General features: G+C 63.5%; 12 protein-coding genes. All 12 read left to right on the top strand.

Annotated features, from left to right (window positions below; genetic code table 11):
* Nucleotides 1-6: 6 nt before the first annotated feature.
* The 12 genes from flgJ (at nt 7) to H618_RS0107785 (ending at nt 14,861) form a co-directional block, all read left to right on the top strand.
* A complete protein-coding gene (gene flgJ, locus H618_RS0107840; protein WP_028694553.1) occupies nt 7-1,209 on the top strand; it encodes a flagellar assembly peptidoglycan hydrolase FlgJ in 1,203 nt (400 codons plus the stop codon).
* Nucleotides 1,210-1,219: 10 nt separating this feature from the next.
* A complete protein-coding gene (flgK, locus tag H618_RS0107835) occupies nt 1,220-3,262 on the top strand; it encodes a flagellar hook-associated protein FlgK (protein WP_028694552.1) in 2,043 nt (680 codons plus the stop codon).
* A 13-nt stretch (nt 3,263-3,275) separates the two neighbouring features.
* Nucleotides 3,276-4,838 (top strand): flagellar hook-associated protein 3, encoded by a 1,563-nt coding sequence (locus H618_RS0107830; RefSeq protein ID WP_028694551.1) that lies wholly within the window; start codon nt 3,276-3,278, stop codon nt 4,836-4,838.
* A gap of 277 nt (nt 4,839-5,115) precedes the next feature.
* Entirely contained in the window at nt 5,116-6,057 is a 942-nt protein-coding gene (locus tag H618_RS0107825; protein ID WP_028694550.1) for a ketoacyl-ACP synthase III, read from the top strand.
* Nucleotides 6,058-6,303: 246 nt separating this feature from the next.
* Complete coding sequence (locus H618_RS0107820; protein ID WP_028694549.1) at nt 6,304-7,731, top strand: flagellin N-terminal helical domain-containing protein; 1,428 nt, start codon at nt 6,304-6,306, stop codon at nt 7,729-7,731.
* A 74-nt stretch (nt 7,732-7,805) separates the two neighbouring features.
* Complete coding sequence (locus H618_RS0107815) at nt 7,806-8,162, top strand: flagellar protein FlaG (protein ID WP_028694548.1); 357 nt, start codon at nt 7,806-7,808, stop codon at nt 8,160-8,162.
* An 81-nt stretch (nt 8,163-8,243) separates the two neighbouring features.
* On the top strand, nt 8,244-9,632 hold the full coding sequence (gene fliD, locus H618_RS0107810) for a flagellar filament capping protein FliD (protein WP_028694547.1): 1,389 nt from the start codon (nt 8,244-8,246) through the stop codon (nt 9,630-9,632).
* A 79-nt stretch (nt 9,633-9,711) separates the two neighbouring features.
* A complete protein-coding gene (gene fliS, locus H618_RS0107805) occupies nt 9,712-10,113 on the top strand; it encodes a flagellar export chaperone FliS (protein WP_028694546.1) in 402 nt (133 codons plus the stop codon).
* Between the two features lie 17 nt (nt 10,114-10,130).
* Nucleotides 10,131-10,427 carry a flagellar protein FliT gene (fliT, locus tag H618_RS0107800; RefSeq protein ID WP_028694545.1) on the top strand — a complete coding sequence of 99 codons (297 nt, stop codon included), beginning with the start codon at nt 10,131-10,133 and terminating at the stop codon, nt 10,425-10,427.
* Between the two features lie 175 nt (nt 10,428-10,602).
* Complete coding sequence (locus H618_RS0107795) at nt 10,603-12,078, top strand: sigma-54 dependent transcriptional regulator (RefSeq protein ID WP_028694544.1); 1,476 nt, start codon at nt 10,603-10,605, stop codon at nt 12,076-12,078.
* A gap of 207 nt (nt 12,079-12,285) precedes the next feature.
* Complete coding sequence (locus H618_RS0107790; protein WP_028694543.1) at nt 12,286-13,506, top strand: sensor histidine kinase; 1,221 nt, start codon at nt 12,286-12,288, stop codon at nt 13,504-13,506.
* Complete coding sequence (locus tag H618_RS0107785; protein WP_028694542.1) at nt 13,503-14,861, top strand: sigma-54-dependent transcriptional regulator; 1,359 nt, start codon at nt 13,503-13,505, stop codon at nt 14,859-14,861. The genes H618_RS0107790 and H618_RS0107785 overlap by 4 nt, the downstream gene beginning before the upstream one ends.
* Nucleotides 14,862-14,930 lie beyond the last annotated feature (69 nt).

Raw genomic sequence — 14,930 nt, 5'->3', positions numbered from 1 at the left:
GCGCCGATGACGCCCAAGAGCCTGGTATCGAACACGCCCGACAGTGGTGCCTACACAGACCTCAACCGCCTGAGCTCGCTCAAGCATGGCGATCGCGACAGCGACGCCAACGTGCGCAAGGTGGCCAAGGAGTTCGAGTCGCTGTTCATCAGCGAAATGCTCAAGGCGTCGCGCAAGGCCAGCAACGTGGTGGCCGACGACAACCCGATGAACACCGACACGGTCAAGCAGTACCAGGACATGTACGACCAGCAGATGGCCGTGAGCATGTCCCGCGAGGGCGGCGGTATCGGCTTGCAGGATGTACTGGTGCGCCAGCTGTCCAAAACAAAGGCCAGCACCGCCAGCGCGGCAGCCAGCCCGTTCCCGCGTGGTGGCCATGCGCCGACCCTGTGGGGCGCGCAGGTGGCAGCACCCAGCGCCAGCGGCGAAACCGGCACGGCGCGCAACGACGTGGCCGCGCTCAATTCACGCCGGCTGGCCCTGCCCGGCAAGCTCACCGACCGCCTGCTGGCCGGCATCGTGCCGTCTGCCGGTGCGCCCGGCACTGGCGACAACGCGCCTTCGCTCGGCCGCAGCAACGCCAGCGGTCGCGACACCTCGATCGGTCACGCTGCCAAGCCGGCTGCGGCCTTGGCCGTGGCGTCCGGCAATGGCTTGCAGATCGTCGGTCGCGCCGTTGCGCAACCGCCACTGGCCCCGCAAAAGGCCTTCTCCGGCAGCGACGAATTCGTTCGCACCATGCTGCCGATGGCCGAAGAGGCGGCCAAGCGCATCGGCATCGATCCGCGCTACCTGGTGGCCCAGGCCGCGCTGGAAACCGGCTGGGGCAAGTCGGTGATGCGCAACAGCGATGGCAGCAGCAGCCACAACCTGTTCGGCATCAAGGCCACCGGCAAGTGGCAGGGCGGTGAAGCCAGTGCCATCACCAGCGAGTTCCGCGATGGCAAGTTCGTCAAGGAACGTGCGGCGTTCCGTTCGTACGACTCCTATGCCGACAGCTTCCACGACCTGGTCAGCCTGTTGCAGGACAACGGCCGCTATAAAGATGCCGTGGCTTCTGCCGATAAACCGGAACAGTTTGCTCGAGAGCTGCAAAAGGCCGGCTACGCCACCGATCCTGACTACGCGCGCAAGATCATCAGCATCGCCCGACAGCTGCAACCCACTGCCCAGTACGCCATGGCCGGCTCTGCAACGACTCTATAAGGATTGACCCATGACTAATCTGATCTCGATCGGGCTGAGCGGCCTGAGTGCCAGCCAGGCGGCGCTGTCGGTCACCTCCAACAACATCGCCAACGCCGCGACCTCGGGTTACTCGCGTCAGCAAGTCATCCAGACCTCGTCGCCCTCGCAGAACATCGGCGCGGGCTTTCTCGGCACCGGCACCACCTTGTCGGAAGTGCGGCGCATCTACAGCGCCTATCTCGACAACCAGTTGCAGACCGCCACGTCGTTGCAGGCCGACGCCACCGCGTTCCAAGACCAGATCACCGGCATCGACAAGCTACTGGCAGACCGCGACACCGGCATCAGCTCGGTGCTCACCGGGTTCTTCTCGGCCTTGCAGACGGCCTCGGCGTCGCCGTCCGATGTGGCCTCGCGGCAGTTGCTGCTGACCCAGGCGCAGACCCTGAGCAATCGCTTCAATGCCGTCTCCGGACAGATGAGCCAGCAGAACGAGCTGATCAACTCGCAGTTGCAGACCCTCACCGGGCAGGTCAACAAGCTCACCAATAACATCGCCGAATACAACAAGCAGATCGTCTCGCTGTCGGCCTCAGGCAACGCGCCGAACAGCCTGCTCGATGCGCGCAGCGAGGCGGTGCGCCAGCTCAATGAGCTGGTCGGTGTCACCGTGCAGGAACGTGAAGGCAACTTCGACGTGTCGCTGGGCAGCGGCCAGTCGCTGGTGGTCGGCGTGCGCGCCAATCCGCTGTCGGTGCAGCCCGGCAGCGCCGACAAGGGCCAGGCCAGCGTGCAGATCCAGTACCAGGACTTCAGCTCGGATGTGACCTCGGTGATCAGCGGCGGGCAGATCGGCGGCCTGCTGCGCTATCGCAGTGACGTGTTGATGCCGGCCATGAACGAGCTGGGCCGCGTCGCGCTGGTGGTCTCCGACAGCATCAACAGCCAGCTCGGTCAGGGCCTGGATGCCAATGGCCAGTTCGGCAGCAACCTGTTTTCCAGCATCAACAGCGCCACGGCCATCGCCCAGCGCAGCCTGGCCTCGTCGAGCAACAGCGCAGGTTCCGGCAACCTGGATGTGACCATTGCCAACAGTGGCGCGCTGACCACCTACGACTATGAGGTGAAGTTCACCGGCGCCAGCCAGTACAGCGTGCGCCGCTCCGACGGCAGCGACATGGGCAACTTCGACCTCAGCGCCAATCCGGCGCCGGTCATCGACGGCTTCACCCTGGCGCTCAAGGGCGGCGCGCTGGCGGCCGGCGACAGTTTCAAGATCATTCCGACCCGCAGCGCGGCCTCGGCGATCACCACCGTGACCCAGGATGCCAACAAACTGGCGTTCGCAGCGCCCATCAGCGCTGCGGCTGGCAGTGGCAACGGCGGCACCGGCAGCATCACCCAGCCGACCCTGGGTGAGCGACTCGACGTGTATGGCGGTGCCGACACCGCCGCTGTGCGTGATGCCATGCGCAGCTCCATGCCCGTGCGCATGGTGTTCCAGGCACCCAGCAACGGTACCCAGAGCTACACCTTGTTCGATGCCAAGGGCGCCTCGATCGGCACCGGCAGCATCGTGCCGGGGCAAGACAACAAGCTGGCGCTGAGTGTGCCGCTGCGCGATGCCAACGGCGCGCCATTGCTCGATGCCAGCGGCAACCCGCGCACCTTGAAGGTCGAGACGCAGATCGGCGGCAGCCCCAACGGCAACGATACGTTCACCCTGTCGTTCAACAGCGACGGCAAGTCCGACAACCGCAACGCCGCGCAATTGCTGGCCTTGCAAACCAAAGCCACGGTCGGCACTCAGTCCGGCGGTGGCACCAGCTTTACCGCCTCCTATGCATCGCTGGTCGAGCAGGTCGGCGCCAAGGCTAACCAAGCGAAGATCGACGGCACCGCGACCGATGCCGTGCTCAAGTCGGCCAAGGAAAGCCGCAGCGCGGTGTCGGGGGTCAACCTCGATGACGAAGCGGCCAGCTTGGTCAAGTTCCAGCACTACTACACGGCCTCGTCGCAGATCATCAAGGCGGCGCAGGAAACCTTCCAAACCTTGATCAACGCGCTGTGAGGGCTAACTGACCATGCGAATTTCCACTGCTCAGTTCTACGACGCCAGCGCCAACAGCTACGCGAAGAACTTCGCCGACATGGCCAAGACCAACGACCAGATCACCTCTGGCGTGCGCATTCAGACCCCCGCCGACGATCCGGTCGGTGCGGCGCGGCTGCTGATTCTGCAACAGCAGCAGGCCCTGCTGGGGCAGTACGACGCCAACATGAACACGGTCAACAACGCCCTGTTGCAGGAGGAGAGCGTGCTGTCGACGGTCAACGAGGCCTTGCAGCGCGCCAGCGACCTGGCGGTGCGCGCTGGCGGTGCGGGCCTGACCGACGCCGACCGCACCTCGATCAGCAGCGAGCTCAAGGAAATCGAAGCCAACGTCTTCGGCCTGCTCAACTCCCGTGATGCCAACGGCAACTACATGTTCGGCGGCTCCAAGACCGCCCAGCCGCCCTACCAGCGCAACGCCGACGGCACCTACAGCTACCACGGCGACCAGACCCAGCTGAGCCTGCAGGTGTCCGACACCCTGAACCTTGCGACCAACGACACCGGTTTCAATGTCTTCGACCAAGCGGTGAACAAGAACCGTACCGAGTCGGCCCTGACCGCGCCGCTGCCCAACGACAACAAGGTGCAGGTCTCGCAAGGGCTGATGACCTCCACCTCGAGCTACAACGAGCGCTTCGCCAGCGGCCAGCCGTACTCGCTGAACTTCACCAGCTCGACGCGCTTCACCATCACCGATGCCAGCGGTAACGATATCACTGCACAGACCGCCACCAACGGCGTGTTCGATGCCAATACCGAAGGCGGCAACGTGGTCACCCTGCGCGGCGTGGAGTTTCGTATCGACCTGTCGCTCAAGGACGGCGAGGATGCCGATGCTGCAGTCGCTGGCCACCAGTTCAGCCTGCAAACGCGCCCGGACAGCCTCACCGCCAGCCGTGGCGCCGGCAACCCTTCGACCGCGCAGATCACCGGCAGCAGCATCAGCAACCCGGCCGACTATCACAGCACGTTCCCAAGTGGCGGCGCGGTGATTCGCTTTACCAGCGCCACCGACTACGCGCTCTACGCCCAGCCGATGAGTGATGACAGCCAGCCGGTGGCCACTGGCAGCATGAGCGGCAACGCCTTCACCGTGGCCGGGGTCACTTACCAGGTCAGCGATGCACCCGCGGTAGGTGATGAATTCAGCGTCAGCGTCGACACTCACCAGACGCAGAACCCGCTGCAAACCTTGGCGCAACTGCGCGCCGCGCTGGATGCGCCGATCGATGGCGAAACCGTCAACGTCGACCTGCGCAACGCCGTGGCCTCGGCGGTCGCCAACCTCGCCAGCGGCCGCGAGCGGATCGACATCACCCGTGGCTCGATCGGTGCGCGGGGCAACTCGCTGGAGATCCAGCGCCAGGAAAACACCAGCCTGGGCGTGGCCAACAAGACCACGCAGAACGCCATCGGCAACACCGACATGTCCCAGGCGGCGATCACCCTGACCTTGCAGCAGGCCATGCTCGAAGCCTCGCAACTGGCGTTTGCCCGGGTGTCGCAATTGAGCCTGTTCAACAAGCTCTGATCCTGCGCGCCGGCCCGCCAGGGGAGGGCGGCCCGGCGCCGTTGGCGGCGCCTGGGCCATGGGCGATTGGTCGCGTTTGGCTATTTGCATGTGACCAATGAGTCAAAACCTGCATCTTCCCTGTATCCTGTCGGCGGCTGTCGCATTTTGTTGCCTTTTATCTTTCGACTTACAGGCAACGAGAGCCCTGCGCGTCGTGATTTCGCGCGCCAGCCCCACTTTTGGCGCCCTCGCACGACGAGCGGCGGACTTTGGCTGTTTTGATTGGGAAGCCAGAATGATTGGCATTAAAAGCATCGCCAGCTACGTGCCGGCCCAGGGCGTGGACAACTATGCCCAAGGTGCACGTTTCGAGAAGAACGAAGACTTCATCCTCGGCAAGATCGGCTCGGCCTTCCTGCCGCGCAAGGACGCTGCACAAGAGACCTCCGACCTCGCTGTCGAGGCCGCCCGCGCGCTGTTCGTCAACAACCCGAGCCTTGATCCGCGCAGCATCGATGCGCTGATCGTCGTCACCCAGAATGGCGACGAAGAAGGCCTGCCGCACACCTCGGCCATCGTCCAGGACAAGCTCGGCCTGTCGACCTCGGTCGCTGCGTTCGATGTTTCCCTGGGCTGCTCGGGATACGTCTATGGGCTGTACGCGATCAAGGGCTTCATGGAGGCCGCAGGCTTGAAGAATGGCCTGCTGATCACCGCCGACCCGTATTCGAAGATCGTCGATCCGAATGATCGCAACACCACCATGCTGTTCGGCGATGCCGCCACCGCCACCTGGATGGCCGAGGGCGCCGACTGGCAACTCGGCCAGGCGCGCTTCGGCACCGACGGTGCCGGTGCTGCGCACTTGAAGGTCAGTGACGGCACCTTCTTCATGAATGGCCGCCAGGTATTCAACTTCGCCTTGCTCAAGGTGCCGGCGCACCTGCGCGAGCTGCTCGAAGCCAGCGACTTGCAGTCGTCCGACATCGACGCCTTCTGCATTCACCAGGGCAGTGCGGCGATCGTCGATGCCGTGGCGCGGCGTTTCGAGGAAGAACTGGACGAAAAACACCCCGAGAAGTTCGTCAAGGACATGCTCGAGACCGGCAACACCGTGTCGTCGAGCATTCCCTTGCTGCTGGAAAAGCACATGTTCGGCGGCACCTGGCGCCGGGTGGCGATCAGTGGCTTTGGCGTCGGGCTGTCGTGGGGCTCGGCGATCTTGCAGCGAAGCTGACCGAAGCGATGCAAACAGCAGCGCCCGGGCCCACCGCCCGGGCGCTTTTTTTTGCCCGTTCATCGCCAAAGCTGCGAGCTAAACGCTTGATTTATCGAAAGATGGCCAGGTGCTAGTAATTTTTTTTGCAAATTGCCCTCAAGCCACGGACGCATCCGACGATAACCATTACGAAGGTTCTCTAGGCCACATCCGGCGGTTGCCAAGGCCGGAAGCCGCAGTAACTCATCCACCGAGGATTTCGTCATGGCTTTAACCGTTAACACCAACATTGCTTCGATCACCACTCAGAGCAACCTGACCAAGGCAAGCAACGCCCAGACGACCTCGATGCAGCGTCTGTCTTCCGGCCTTCGGATCAACAGCGCCAAGGATGATGCCGCCGGCCTGCAGATCTCCAACCGTCTGACCAGCCAGATCAACGGCCTGGGCCAGGCAGTGAAAAACGCCAACGACGGTATCTCGATCGCCCAGACCGCTGAAGGCGCGATGCAGGCTTCGACCGACATCCTGCAAAAGATGCGTACCCTGGCCCTGTCCTCGTCCACCGGCTCGCTGAGCAACGACGACCGTAAGTCGAACAACGACGAATACCAGGCGCTGACTGCCGAACTGACCCGTATCGCCCAGACCACCACCTTCGGTGGCCAGAAGCTGCTGGACGGCTCGTACGGCACCAAGGCGATCCAGGTCGGCGCCAACGCCAACGAAACCATCAACCTGTCGCTGGAAAACGTCGCGGCCAACAACATTGGTTCGCAGCAGATCAAGAGCCTGACCACTGGCGCTGATCCGAAAGCCAACGGTCTGACCGGCGGCCTGATCACCGTGACTGGTAACGGCCAGAGCGAAGATTACACCGTCGCTGCCGGCGCTTCTGCCAAGGACATTGCCAAAGGCCTGAACGGTCTGATCGGCGGTCTGACCGCTTCGGCCAGCACCGAGGTCAAGTTCACCGTTGACGCTGCTGCTGCCACCACCACCCCTGTGGACTTCACCTTGGACGTGGGCGGCCAGAAGGTTGACCTCAAAGGCGTGACCAACGTTGCCGGCCTGGCCGACCAGCTCAAGTCCAACTCGGCCAAGCTGGGGATCAGCGTCAACTTCGACCAATCCAGCGGCGCCCTGTCGGTCAAGTCCGATTCCGGTGAGAACATCAAGTTCTCCGCAGTCACCGGCGGTGCGGCCATCGAAGTTGCCTCCAAAGGCGGCGACGGCAAGTTCACCGGCGCGGTAGCGATCGCTGATGACCTGGTCGCCACTGGTGCAGTGTCGCTGGACTCGGCCAAGGGCTACTCGCTGAGCGGCGCGGGTGCAGAAGAAGTGTTCGGTACTGGTACCGCGCTGACTTCGCAGAAAACCACCATCTCCGACACCGACGTAACCGACGCCACCACCGCGATGAACGCCCTGGCAGTCATCGACAAGGCCATCGCCTCGATCGACAGCGTTCGTTCCGGCCTGGGTGCTACGCAGAACCGTCTGACCACCACCGTCGACAACCTGCAGAACATCCAGAAGAACTCCACCGCTGCCCGTTCCACCGTGCAGGACGTGGACTTCGCCTCGGAAACTGCCGAACTTACCAAGCAGCAAACCCTGCAACAGGCTTCCACCGCGATCCTGTCTCAGGCCAACCAGCTGCCGTCCTCGGTACTGAAACTGCTTCAGTAATCCGCGCAGTGGGCTAGAGGCAAAAGGGCGCGTACTCCGTGCCCTTTTGCCGTTCTGACTAGAGGAGTTCAGTGATGGACATGAGCGTCAAGTTGAGCCAGGCCTACACGCCGATGGTGACCTCGCTTGCAGTCTCTTCGGACAAGGACCCGTCAGCAGTAACGGTCAAGGCGCCTGACGCCGTGACCCCGGTGGACAAGGCCGCGACCCGCGAAGACCTGGAAAAGGCCGTGGGCCAGATGCGCGAGTTCGCCAGCGACAACCACCGCAACCTGGATTTTTCCATAGATGACTCCACCGGCAAGGTCGTAGTGAAGGTGGTTGCCACCGACACCGGCGAGGTGGTGCGTCAGATTCCTTCCGAGACTGCGCTGAAGCTGGCGCAGAACCTCAACGATGCCAACAGTCTACTGTTCAAGGATGAAGCGTAGGTTGGCATGAAACTTGTTGCCCAAGCTGCCTGGCGTATGGCTCGTCAAGCAGTTGGCGGCCACTGAAACAGGGAGACAACGATGGCAGGTTCAACAGTCAGCGGTATCGGTTCGAACATCGATACCCAGGCGATCGTGCAGGCACTGGTCAATTCGCAGAAAGCGCCGAAGCAGGCCCAGATCAATACTCAGACCCTCAAGGCGACCACCACGTTGTCTTCGATCGGCAAGGTGCAGGCGGCGCTGGATGCGTTCCGCGGCGCGTTGCAGACCATGACCGACAGCAACACCTTCAGCGGCTTGAGCGTGAAGTCGTCCGATGAAAAGGTCGCCACGGTCAAGGCCGGCAATGGCGCTGCCAACGGTACGTTCTCGCTGGTCGTCGAAAACCTGGCCACCGCGTCCAAGGTTTCCACTCAGGTGTACGCCGACGGGGCCGGCTCGGTGGTCAACAAGACCGATGCCACGACCACCTTGAGCATCACCCAGTCGGGCAAGACCTACGACCTCAAGGTCACGCCGGGCATGACCCTGCAGCAGGTGCGCGACAACATCAACAGCCAGTTCGGCACCGTGGGTCTGAGTGCCAACGTGCTGACCGACGCCAACGGCTCGCGTCTGGTGGTCACCTCCACCAAGATGGGCGAAGGCTCGGACATCACCCTGGGCGGCAGTTCGGGCATCGACACCGGATACACGCAGATCACCGCGCCGGCCAATGCCAAGTACCTGCTCGATGGCATCGCCATGAGTTCCAAGAGCAACGACATTTCCGACGCCGTCAGTGGCCTGAGCATCACGCTGACCGGAGCAACTCCGGAAACTGGCACCAGCAAGGAGCGTTCTCCGATCTACCTGTCGCTGAGCACCAGTGCCCCGACCCTCAAGTCGGGTGTGCAGGGGTTCATCGACACCTACAACGCGCTGATGACCACCATCAATACCGAAACCAAGGTGACCAAAGGTGCCGATGGCAATCCGGTGGCCGGGGCCTTGACCGGTGACGCGACCATGCGTGGCCTGGTGACCTCGATTCGCAACGAGCTGAGCCAGCTGTCGGGGCAGGGCGCGTTCAAGTCGCTGGCGCAATTTGGTGTCACCACGTCCCAGGATGGTGGCCTGTTGAGCCTGGATGACAAGAAGTGGTCGGCTGCCGCTGCCACCAACATCGCCGACCTGACGAGCGTCTTCAACGGCAAGGACGGCTTGTTGGCGCGCATGAAAAACGCCACCGAGAGCTTCGCCAAAGCCAACACCGGTACCCTGGCCGAGCGCACCAAGACCCTCACCGAGAACCTCAACAAGCTCACCACCGAGCAGAGCAAGCTCGACGAGCGCATGACTGCCCTGCAGAAGACCTTGCAGGACAAGTACAACGCCATGGACACCCTGGTGGCTCAGTTGCGCGCGCAGAGCAACAGCGTGATGACCACGCTCAACGCACTGAACAAAGCCAATAGCGACGACTGATCGAAGCATCAAGTTTTTTCCGGCTCGGCCGACATAGATGTCATCGAGCCGTTAACTTTTTCCTGTCCGAGGTTGCACGATGAACCCCATGAGAGCCCTTCGCCAGTATCAGAAGGTCAATTCCCATGCCCAGATCTCCGAAGCCACGCCTTATCGGCTGGTGCAGATGCTCATGGAGGGCGGCCTGGATCGTCTGGCCCAGGCCAAGGGCGCGCTGGCCCGTGGCGATGTCGCAGAGAAAGGCCTGATGATCGGCAAGGCCATCGACATCATCATCGGCCTGCGCGACGGCCTGAACCCTGAGAAGAGCGAAAACCCAGGGTCGATCGAGCAGCTCGCCAGCCTGTACGTGTACATGACCAACCGCCTGATGCAGGCCAACATCGCCAACGATGCCGAGATGATCGACGAGGTCGCGCGGCTGCTGATTACCGTCAAGAGCGGCTGGGATCAGATCCCGCCAGCGCAACAAGCCGGCTGAGCCGGAAGGGGAGTGCCGTGAGCAACGCCATTCAACGCTTCGACCAAACCCGCGACGCCTTGCTCACTGCCCTGGGTGAGCGTGACTGGGACGCCATCGGCCGGCTCGACGAGACCTGCCGCGTGTGCATCGATGACATGCTCACGGCGCCGGTGGTGGATGAGAGGGAAGTCAAAGCCAAGCTCGAGGGACTGCTGGAGGTCTACCGCGATCTGCTCAGCGCGACGATGGGCGAAAGGCAGGCCATTGCCGATGAAATGTCGCAGATCAGCCAGTCCAGATCAGCGGCCAAGCTCTACCATCTGTTCAGCTGAGGGCATTCACGCAAAAAACAACGCCCATTCGGCGCCATTAATTTGACTGCACCTGCGTTTTTGACTTTACTAGTGGTTGTTTTCGAATTTCAGGCGTCCGAACGCTGACAATATTGTCAGAACGATGTCGACCTCGCCTCCCCGGCGCCGATATGACTAGGGAAGTTGCTATTGCATGTGGCGTGAAACCAAGATTCTGCTGATCGACGACGACAGTGACCGGCGCCGCGACATGGCCGTGGTGCTGAACTTTCTGGGCGAAGACAACCTTGCCTGCTCTAGCCAGCAATGGCAGCAGACGGTCGAGTCGTTGCCTTCGAGCCGCGAGATACTCTGCGTGTTCATCGGCTCGGTGGACGCGCCTGGCGGAGTTCTCGGGCAGCTTAAGACCGTGGCAGGGTGGGATGAGTTCCTTCCTGTTTTGCTTTTAGGCGAAATTTCTTCCGCCGACTTCCCTGACGAGCAACGCCGGCGCGTGCTTTCCAGCTTGCAAATGCCGCCCAGCTACAGCCAGTTGCTCGATTCGCTGCACCGTGCGCAGGTCTATCGCGAGATGTACGACCAGGCCCGCGAGCGAGGTCGCCAGCGCGAACCTAACCTGTTCCGTAGCCTGGTCGGCACCAGCCGGGCGATCCAGCACGTGCGGCAGATGATGCAGCAGGTCGCCGACACCGATGCCAGCGTGCTGATTCTTGGCGAGTCGGGCACCGGCAAGGAAGTGGTGGCGCGCAACCTGCACTATCACTCCAAGCGCCGCGACGGACCGTTCGTACCGGTCAACTGCGGGGCGATTCCTGCCGAGTTGCTGGAAAGCGAGCTGTTCGGCCATGAGAAGGGCGCTTTCACCGGCGCCATCACCAGCCGCGCCGGACGCTTCGAGCTGGCCAATGGCGGCACGCTGTTCCTCGATGAAATCGGTGACATGCCGCTGCCGATGCAGGTGAAATTGCTGCGCGTACTGCAAGAACGTACCTTCGAGCGGGTCGGCAGCAACAAGACGCAAAGCGTCGATGTACGCATCATCGCCGCGACCCACAAGAACCTGGAAACCATGATCGAAGCGGGCTCGTTCCGTGAAGACCTGTACTACCGGCTCAACGTCTTCCCCATCGAGATGGCGCCGCTGCGCGAGCGCGTCGAAGACATCCCGCTGCTGATGAACGAGCTGATTTCGCGCATGGAGCACGAAAAACGCGGCTCGATTCGCTTCAACTCGGCAGCGATCATGTCGCTGTGCCGGCATGGCTGGCCAGGCAATGTCCGTGAGTTGGCCAATCTGGTCGAGCGCATGGCGATCATGCATCCCTACGGGGTGATCGGCGTCGCCGAACTGCCGAAGAAATTCCGCTACATCGAAGACGAAGACGAGCAGTTGGTCGACAGCCTGCGCAGCGACCTCGAAGAGCGTGTGGCGATCAACGGCCATACGCCGAATTTCGCCAGCCAGGCGATGTTGCCGCCCGAAGGGCTCGACCTCAAGGACTACCTCGGCGGCCTCGAACAAGGCCTGATCCAGCAGGCCCTGGACGATGCCAACGGCATCGTCGCCCGCGCTGCCGAGCGCCTGCGCATCCGCCGTACCACCCTGGTCGAGAAGATGCGCAAGTACGGTATGAGCCGCCGTGATGGTGAAGAGTCGGCAGAGGAATAGTCTGGGCCGGGCGGCGGTTGTGTCTCTGTGGGCCTAAGGGCAGTCTCCTCAATACCTGATCGGGTTGAGTCGCTTGGACTGGGCCTGCGCAGCAGGCCCACTACAGGCCACTCAGTAGCGCAGATCATACGGCCACCCCGGCACGCCCCTTGCTACACCCTCGCCAACAGGTCGTTTTTATGACGGTCAGCCACGCGAGAATCCACGATGCCCCAGGCCGCCTCTTTTTCCCGAGTTCCTGATCCGCAGCGCCGTGTCCCGGTCGAACAGCAGAGTCGTGAGGGCCTGGAGCAGGCGTTCGCGCTGTTCAGTCAGGTCTCCAGCCAGCTCAACGAGTCGTACGGCATGCTCGAGGCGCGGGTCAGTGAGCTCAAGGGTGAACTGGCTGTGGTCAGTGCCCAGCGCATGGCCGAACTGGCGGAAAAAGAGCGGCTGGCCAATCGTTTGCTGAGCCTGCTGGACGTGCTGCCTGGCGGCGTGATCGTCATCGATGCCCAGGGGCGGGTGAGCGAGGCCAACCCTGCGGCTGTCGAATTGCTGGGCGCGCCGCTGCTCGGCGAGCTGTGGCGCGAGGTCATCGCCCGCAGTTTTGCGCCACGCCAGGATGACGGCCATGAAGTGTCACTGCGCGATGGTCGGCGTCTATCGATTGCCACCCGTTCGCTCGGCAACGAGCCGGGCCAGTTGGTGCTGCTCACCGACCTTACCGAAACCCGTCGCCTGCAAGACCAGCTCGCGCGCAACGAACGGCTCTCGACCCTGGGGCGCATGGTCGCCTCGCTGGCTCATCAGATTCGCACGCCGTTGTCGGCCGCCATGCTCTACGCCGCGCACCTTGCCGATGGCGCCCAGCAATTGCCCGAGCCCACCCGTCTACGCTTCGCCACCCAGCTCAAGGAGCGCCTGCACGAGCTCGAACACCAGGTGCGCGACATGCTGGTGTTCGCCCGTGGCGAACTGCCGCTGACCGATCGCCTCACCCCCAAGGCGCTGTTCCAGGCATTGCAGCAGGCCGCCCATAGCCACCTCGACGGCCATGCCGTGCGCTGGCAATGCGATGCGCGGCTGGGCGAGGTGTTGTGCAACCGCGACACCCTGGTCGGCGCCATGCTCAACCTGATCGACAACGCGGTGCAGGCCAGCACCGGCGGTGCCCGCCTGAAAGTCCACCTGTGGCGCCGTGAGCAGCACCTGCAGCTGTGCATCAGCGACGCCGGCGCCGGTATCGAACCGCAGCTGCTGGCGCGCCTGGGCGAGCCCTTCGTCACCACCAAGTCCAACGGCACCGGCCTGGGCCTGGCGGTGGTCAAGGCGGTGCTGCGTGCCCACCAGGGCGAGGTGCGCGTGCGCTCGCGACTCGGGCGCGGCACCTGCGTCACCCTGACCTTGCCGCTGATAGGCGCACCCGTCAGCGAGGCGCCGGCATGACCGGTGCGGTGCTGCTGGTCGAGGACGACCGCAACCTGCGCCAGGCCCTGGCTGACACCCTCGAGGTGGGGGGCTTCGCCTGGCACGCCGTCGGTTCTGCCGAAGAGGCGTTGCAGGCGGTGAGCCAGCACGCTTTCAGCCTGGTAGTGAGCGACGTCAACATGCCCGGCATGGATGGCCATCAGTTGCTCGCCGAACTGCGCCAGCGCCAGCCGCAACTGCCGGTACTGTTGATGACCGCCCATGCGGCGGTAGAACGTGCCGTCCAAGCCATGCGCCAGGGTGCGGTGGATTACCTGGTCAAACCGTTCGAGCCGCGCGCCTTGCTCGAACTGGTCGCCCAGCATGCCGCGCACCGCCTGGTCGACGATGCGGGGCCAGTGGCCCTCGCCGCCAGCAGCCAGCAACTACTGGCCTTGGCCGCGCGGGTCGCGCGCAGTGATTCGACGGTGATGATCTGCGGCGAGTCGGGCACCGGCAAGGAAGTGCTGGCGCGCTACATCCATCAGCAGTCGGCGCGCAGCCAGGGGCCGTTCGTGGCGATCAACTGCGCGGCGATTCCCGACAACATGCTCGAGGCCACGCTGTTCGGCCACGAGAAGGGCGCCTTCACCGGCGCCATCGCCGCGCAGCCTGGCAAGTTCGAGCAGGCCGACGGCGGCAGCCTGCTGCTCGATGAGATTTCCGAGATGCCGCTGGGCCTGCAAGCCAAGTTGCTACGGGTGCTGCAGGAGCGCGAAGTGGAGCGGGTGGGTGGACGCAAGCCAATCGCCCTGGATATTCGCGTGCTTGCCACCAGCAACCGTGACCTGGCCGGCGAAGTGGCGGCGGGGCGCTTTCGCGAAGACCTGTATTACCGTTTGTCGGTGTTCCCGCTGGCCTGGCAGCCGTTGCGCGAGCGCCGCGACGACATCCTGCCGCTGGCCGAGCGCCTGCTGGCGCGCCACGCCGGCAAGATGCGCCAGGCGCTGGCGCGCCTCTCGCCAGCGGCCGCAGCCTGTTTGCGCGACTACCCCTGGCCGGGCAACGTGCGCGAGCTGGACAACGCCCTGCAGCGGGCACTGATTCTGCAGCAGGGTGGGGTGATCGAGGCGGCGGATTTTTGTCTGCCCGGGGTCAGCGCGGCGCCTGCCGAGCCTGAACCGGCGGTGAGCCTCGATACGCTCGAGGCGCCAGGCCTGGGTGACGACCTGCGCCGTCACGAGTTTCAGATGATTCTCGACACCCTGCGCGCCGAACGTGGCCGGCGCAAGGAAGCTGCCGAGCGCCTCGGCATCAGCCCGCGGACCCTGCGCTACAAGCTGGCGCAGATGCGCGATGCCGGCTTCGACGTCGACGCCAGCCTGTACGGTTGAGGCTTTTCCGAGGGCTTGCAGGCGGGCTGGCATTCTTGTTGCTAGTTCCTCTCTACCTGCCGCATGAGT

It is taken from the genome of Pseudomonas cremoricolorata DSM 17059 = NBRC 16634, from assembly GCF_000425745.1.
In the GTDB taxonomy this organism is placed as follows: domain Bacteria; phylum Pseudomonadota; class Gammaproteobacteria; order Pseudomonadales; family Pseudomonadaceae; genus Aquipseudomonas; species Aquipseudomonas cremoricolorata.
Note: the sequence above shows the minus strand (reverse complement) of the source record. Positions and strands in the feature narration are given on the sequence as shown.

Bases quoted from the DNA above. Each gene is read 5' to 3' on its own strand.
- flgJ (WP_028694553.1), top strand. From the start codon at position 7: ATGACGCCCAAGAGCCTGGTATCGAACACGCCCGACAGTGGTGCCTAC.
- flgK (WP_028694552.1), top strand. From the start codon at position 1,220: ATGACTAATCTGATCTCGATCGGGCTGAGCGGCCTGAGTGCCAGCCAG.
- H618_RS0107830 (WP_028694551.1), top strand. From the start codon at position 3,276: ATGCGAATTTCCACTGCTCAGTTCTACGACGCCAGCGCCAACAGCTAC.
- H618_RS0107825 (WP_028694550.1), top strand. From the start codon at position 5,116: ATGATTGGCATTAAAAGCATCGCCAGCTACGTGCCGGCCCAGGGCGTG.
- H618_RS0107820 (WP_028694549.1), top strand. From the start codon at position 6,304: ATGGCTTTAACCGTTAACACCAACATTGCTTCGATCACCACTCAGAGC.
- H618_RS0107815 (WP_028694548.1), top strand. From the start codon at position 7,806: ATGGACATGAGCGTCAAGTTGAGCCAGGCCTACACGCCGATGGTGACC.
- fliD (WP_028694547.1), top strand. From the start codon at position 8,244: ATGGCAGGTTCAACAGTCAGCGGTATCGGTTCGAACATCGATACCCAG.
- fliS (WP_028694546.1), top strand. From the start codon at position 9,712: ATGAACCCCATGAGAGCCCTTCGCCAGTATCAGAAGGTCAATTCCCAT.
- H618_RS0107795 (WP_028694544.1), top strand. From the start codon at position 10,603: ATGTGGCGTGAAACCAAGATTCTGCTGATCGACGACGACAGTGACCGG.
- H618_RS0107790 (WP_028694543.1), top strand. From the start codon at position 12,286: ATGCCCCAGGCCGCCTCTTTTTCCCGAGTTCCTGATCCGCAGCGCCGT.
- H618_RS0107785 (WP_028694542.1), top strand. From the start codon at position 13,503: ATGACCGGTGCGGTGCTGCTGGTCGAGGACGACCGCAACCTGCGCCAG.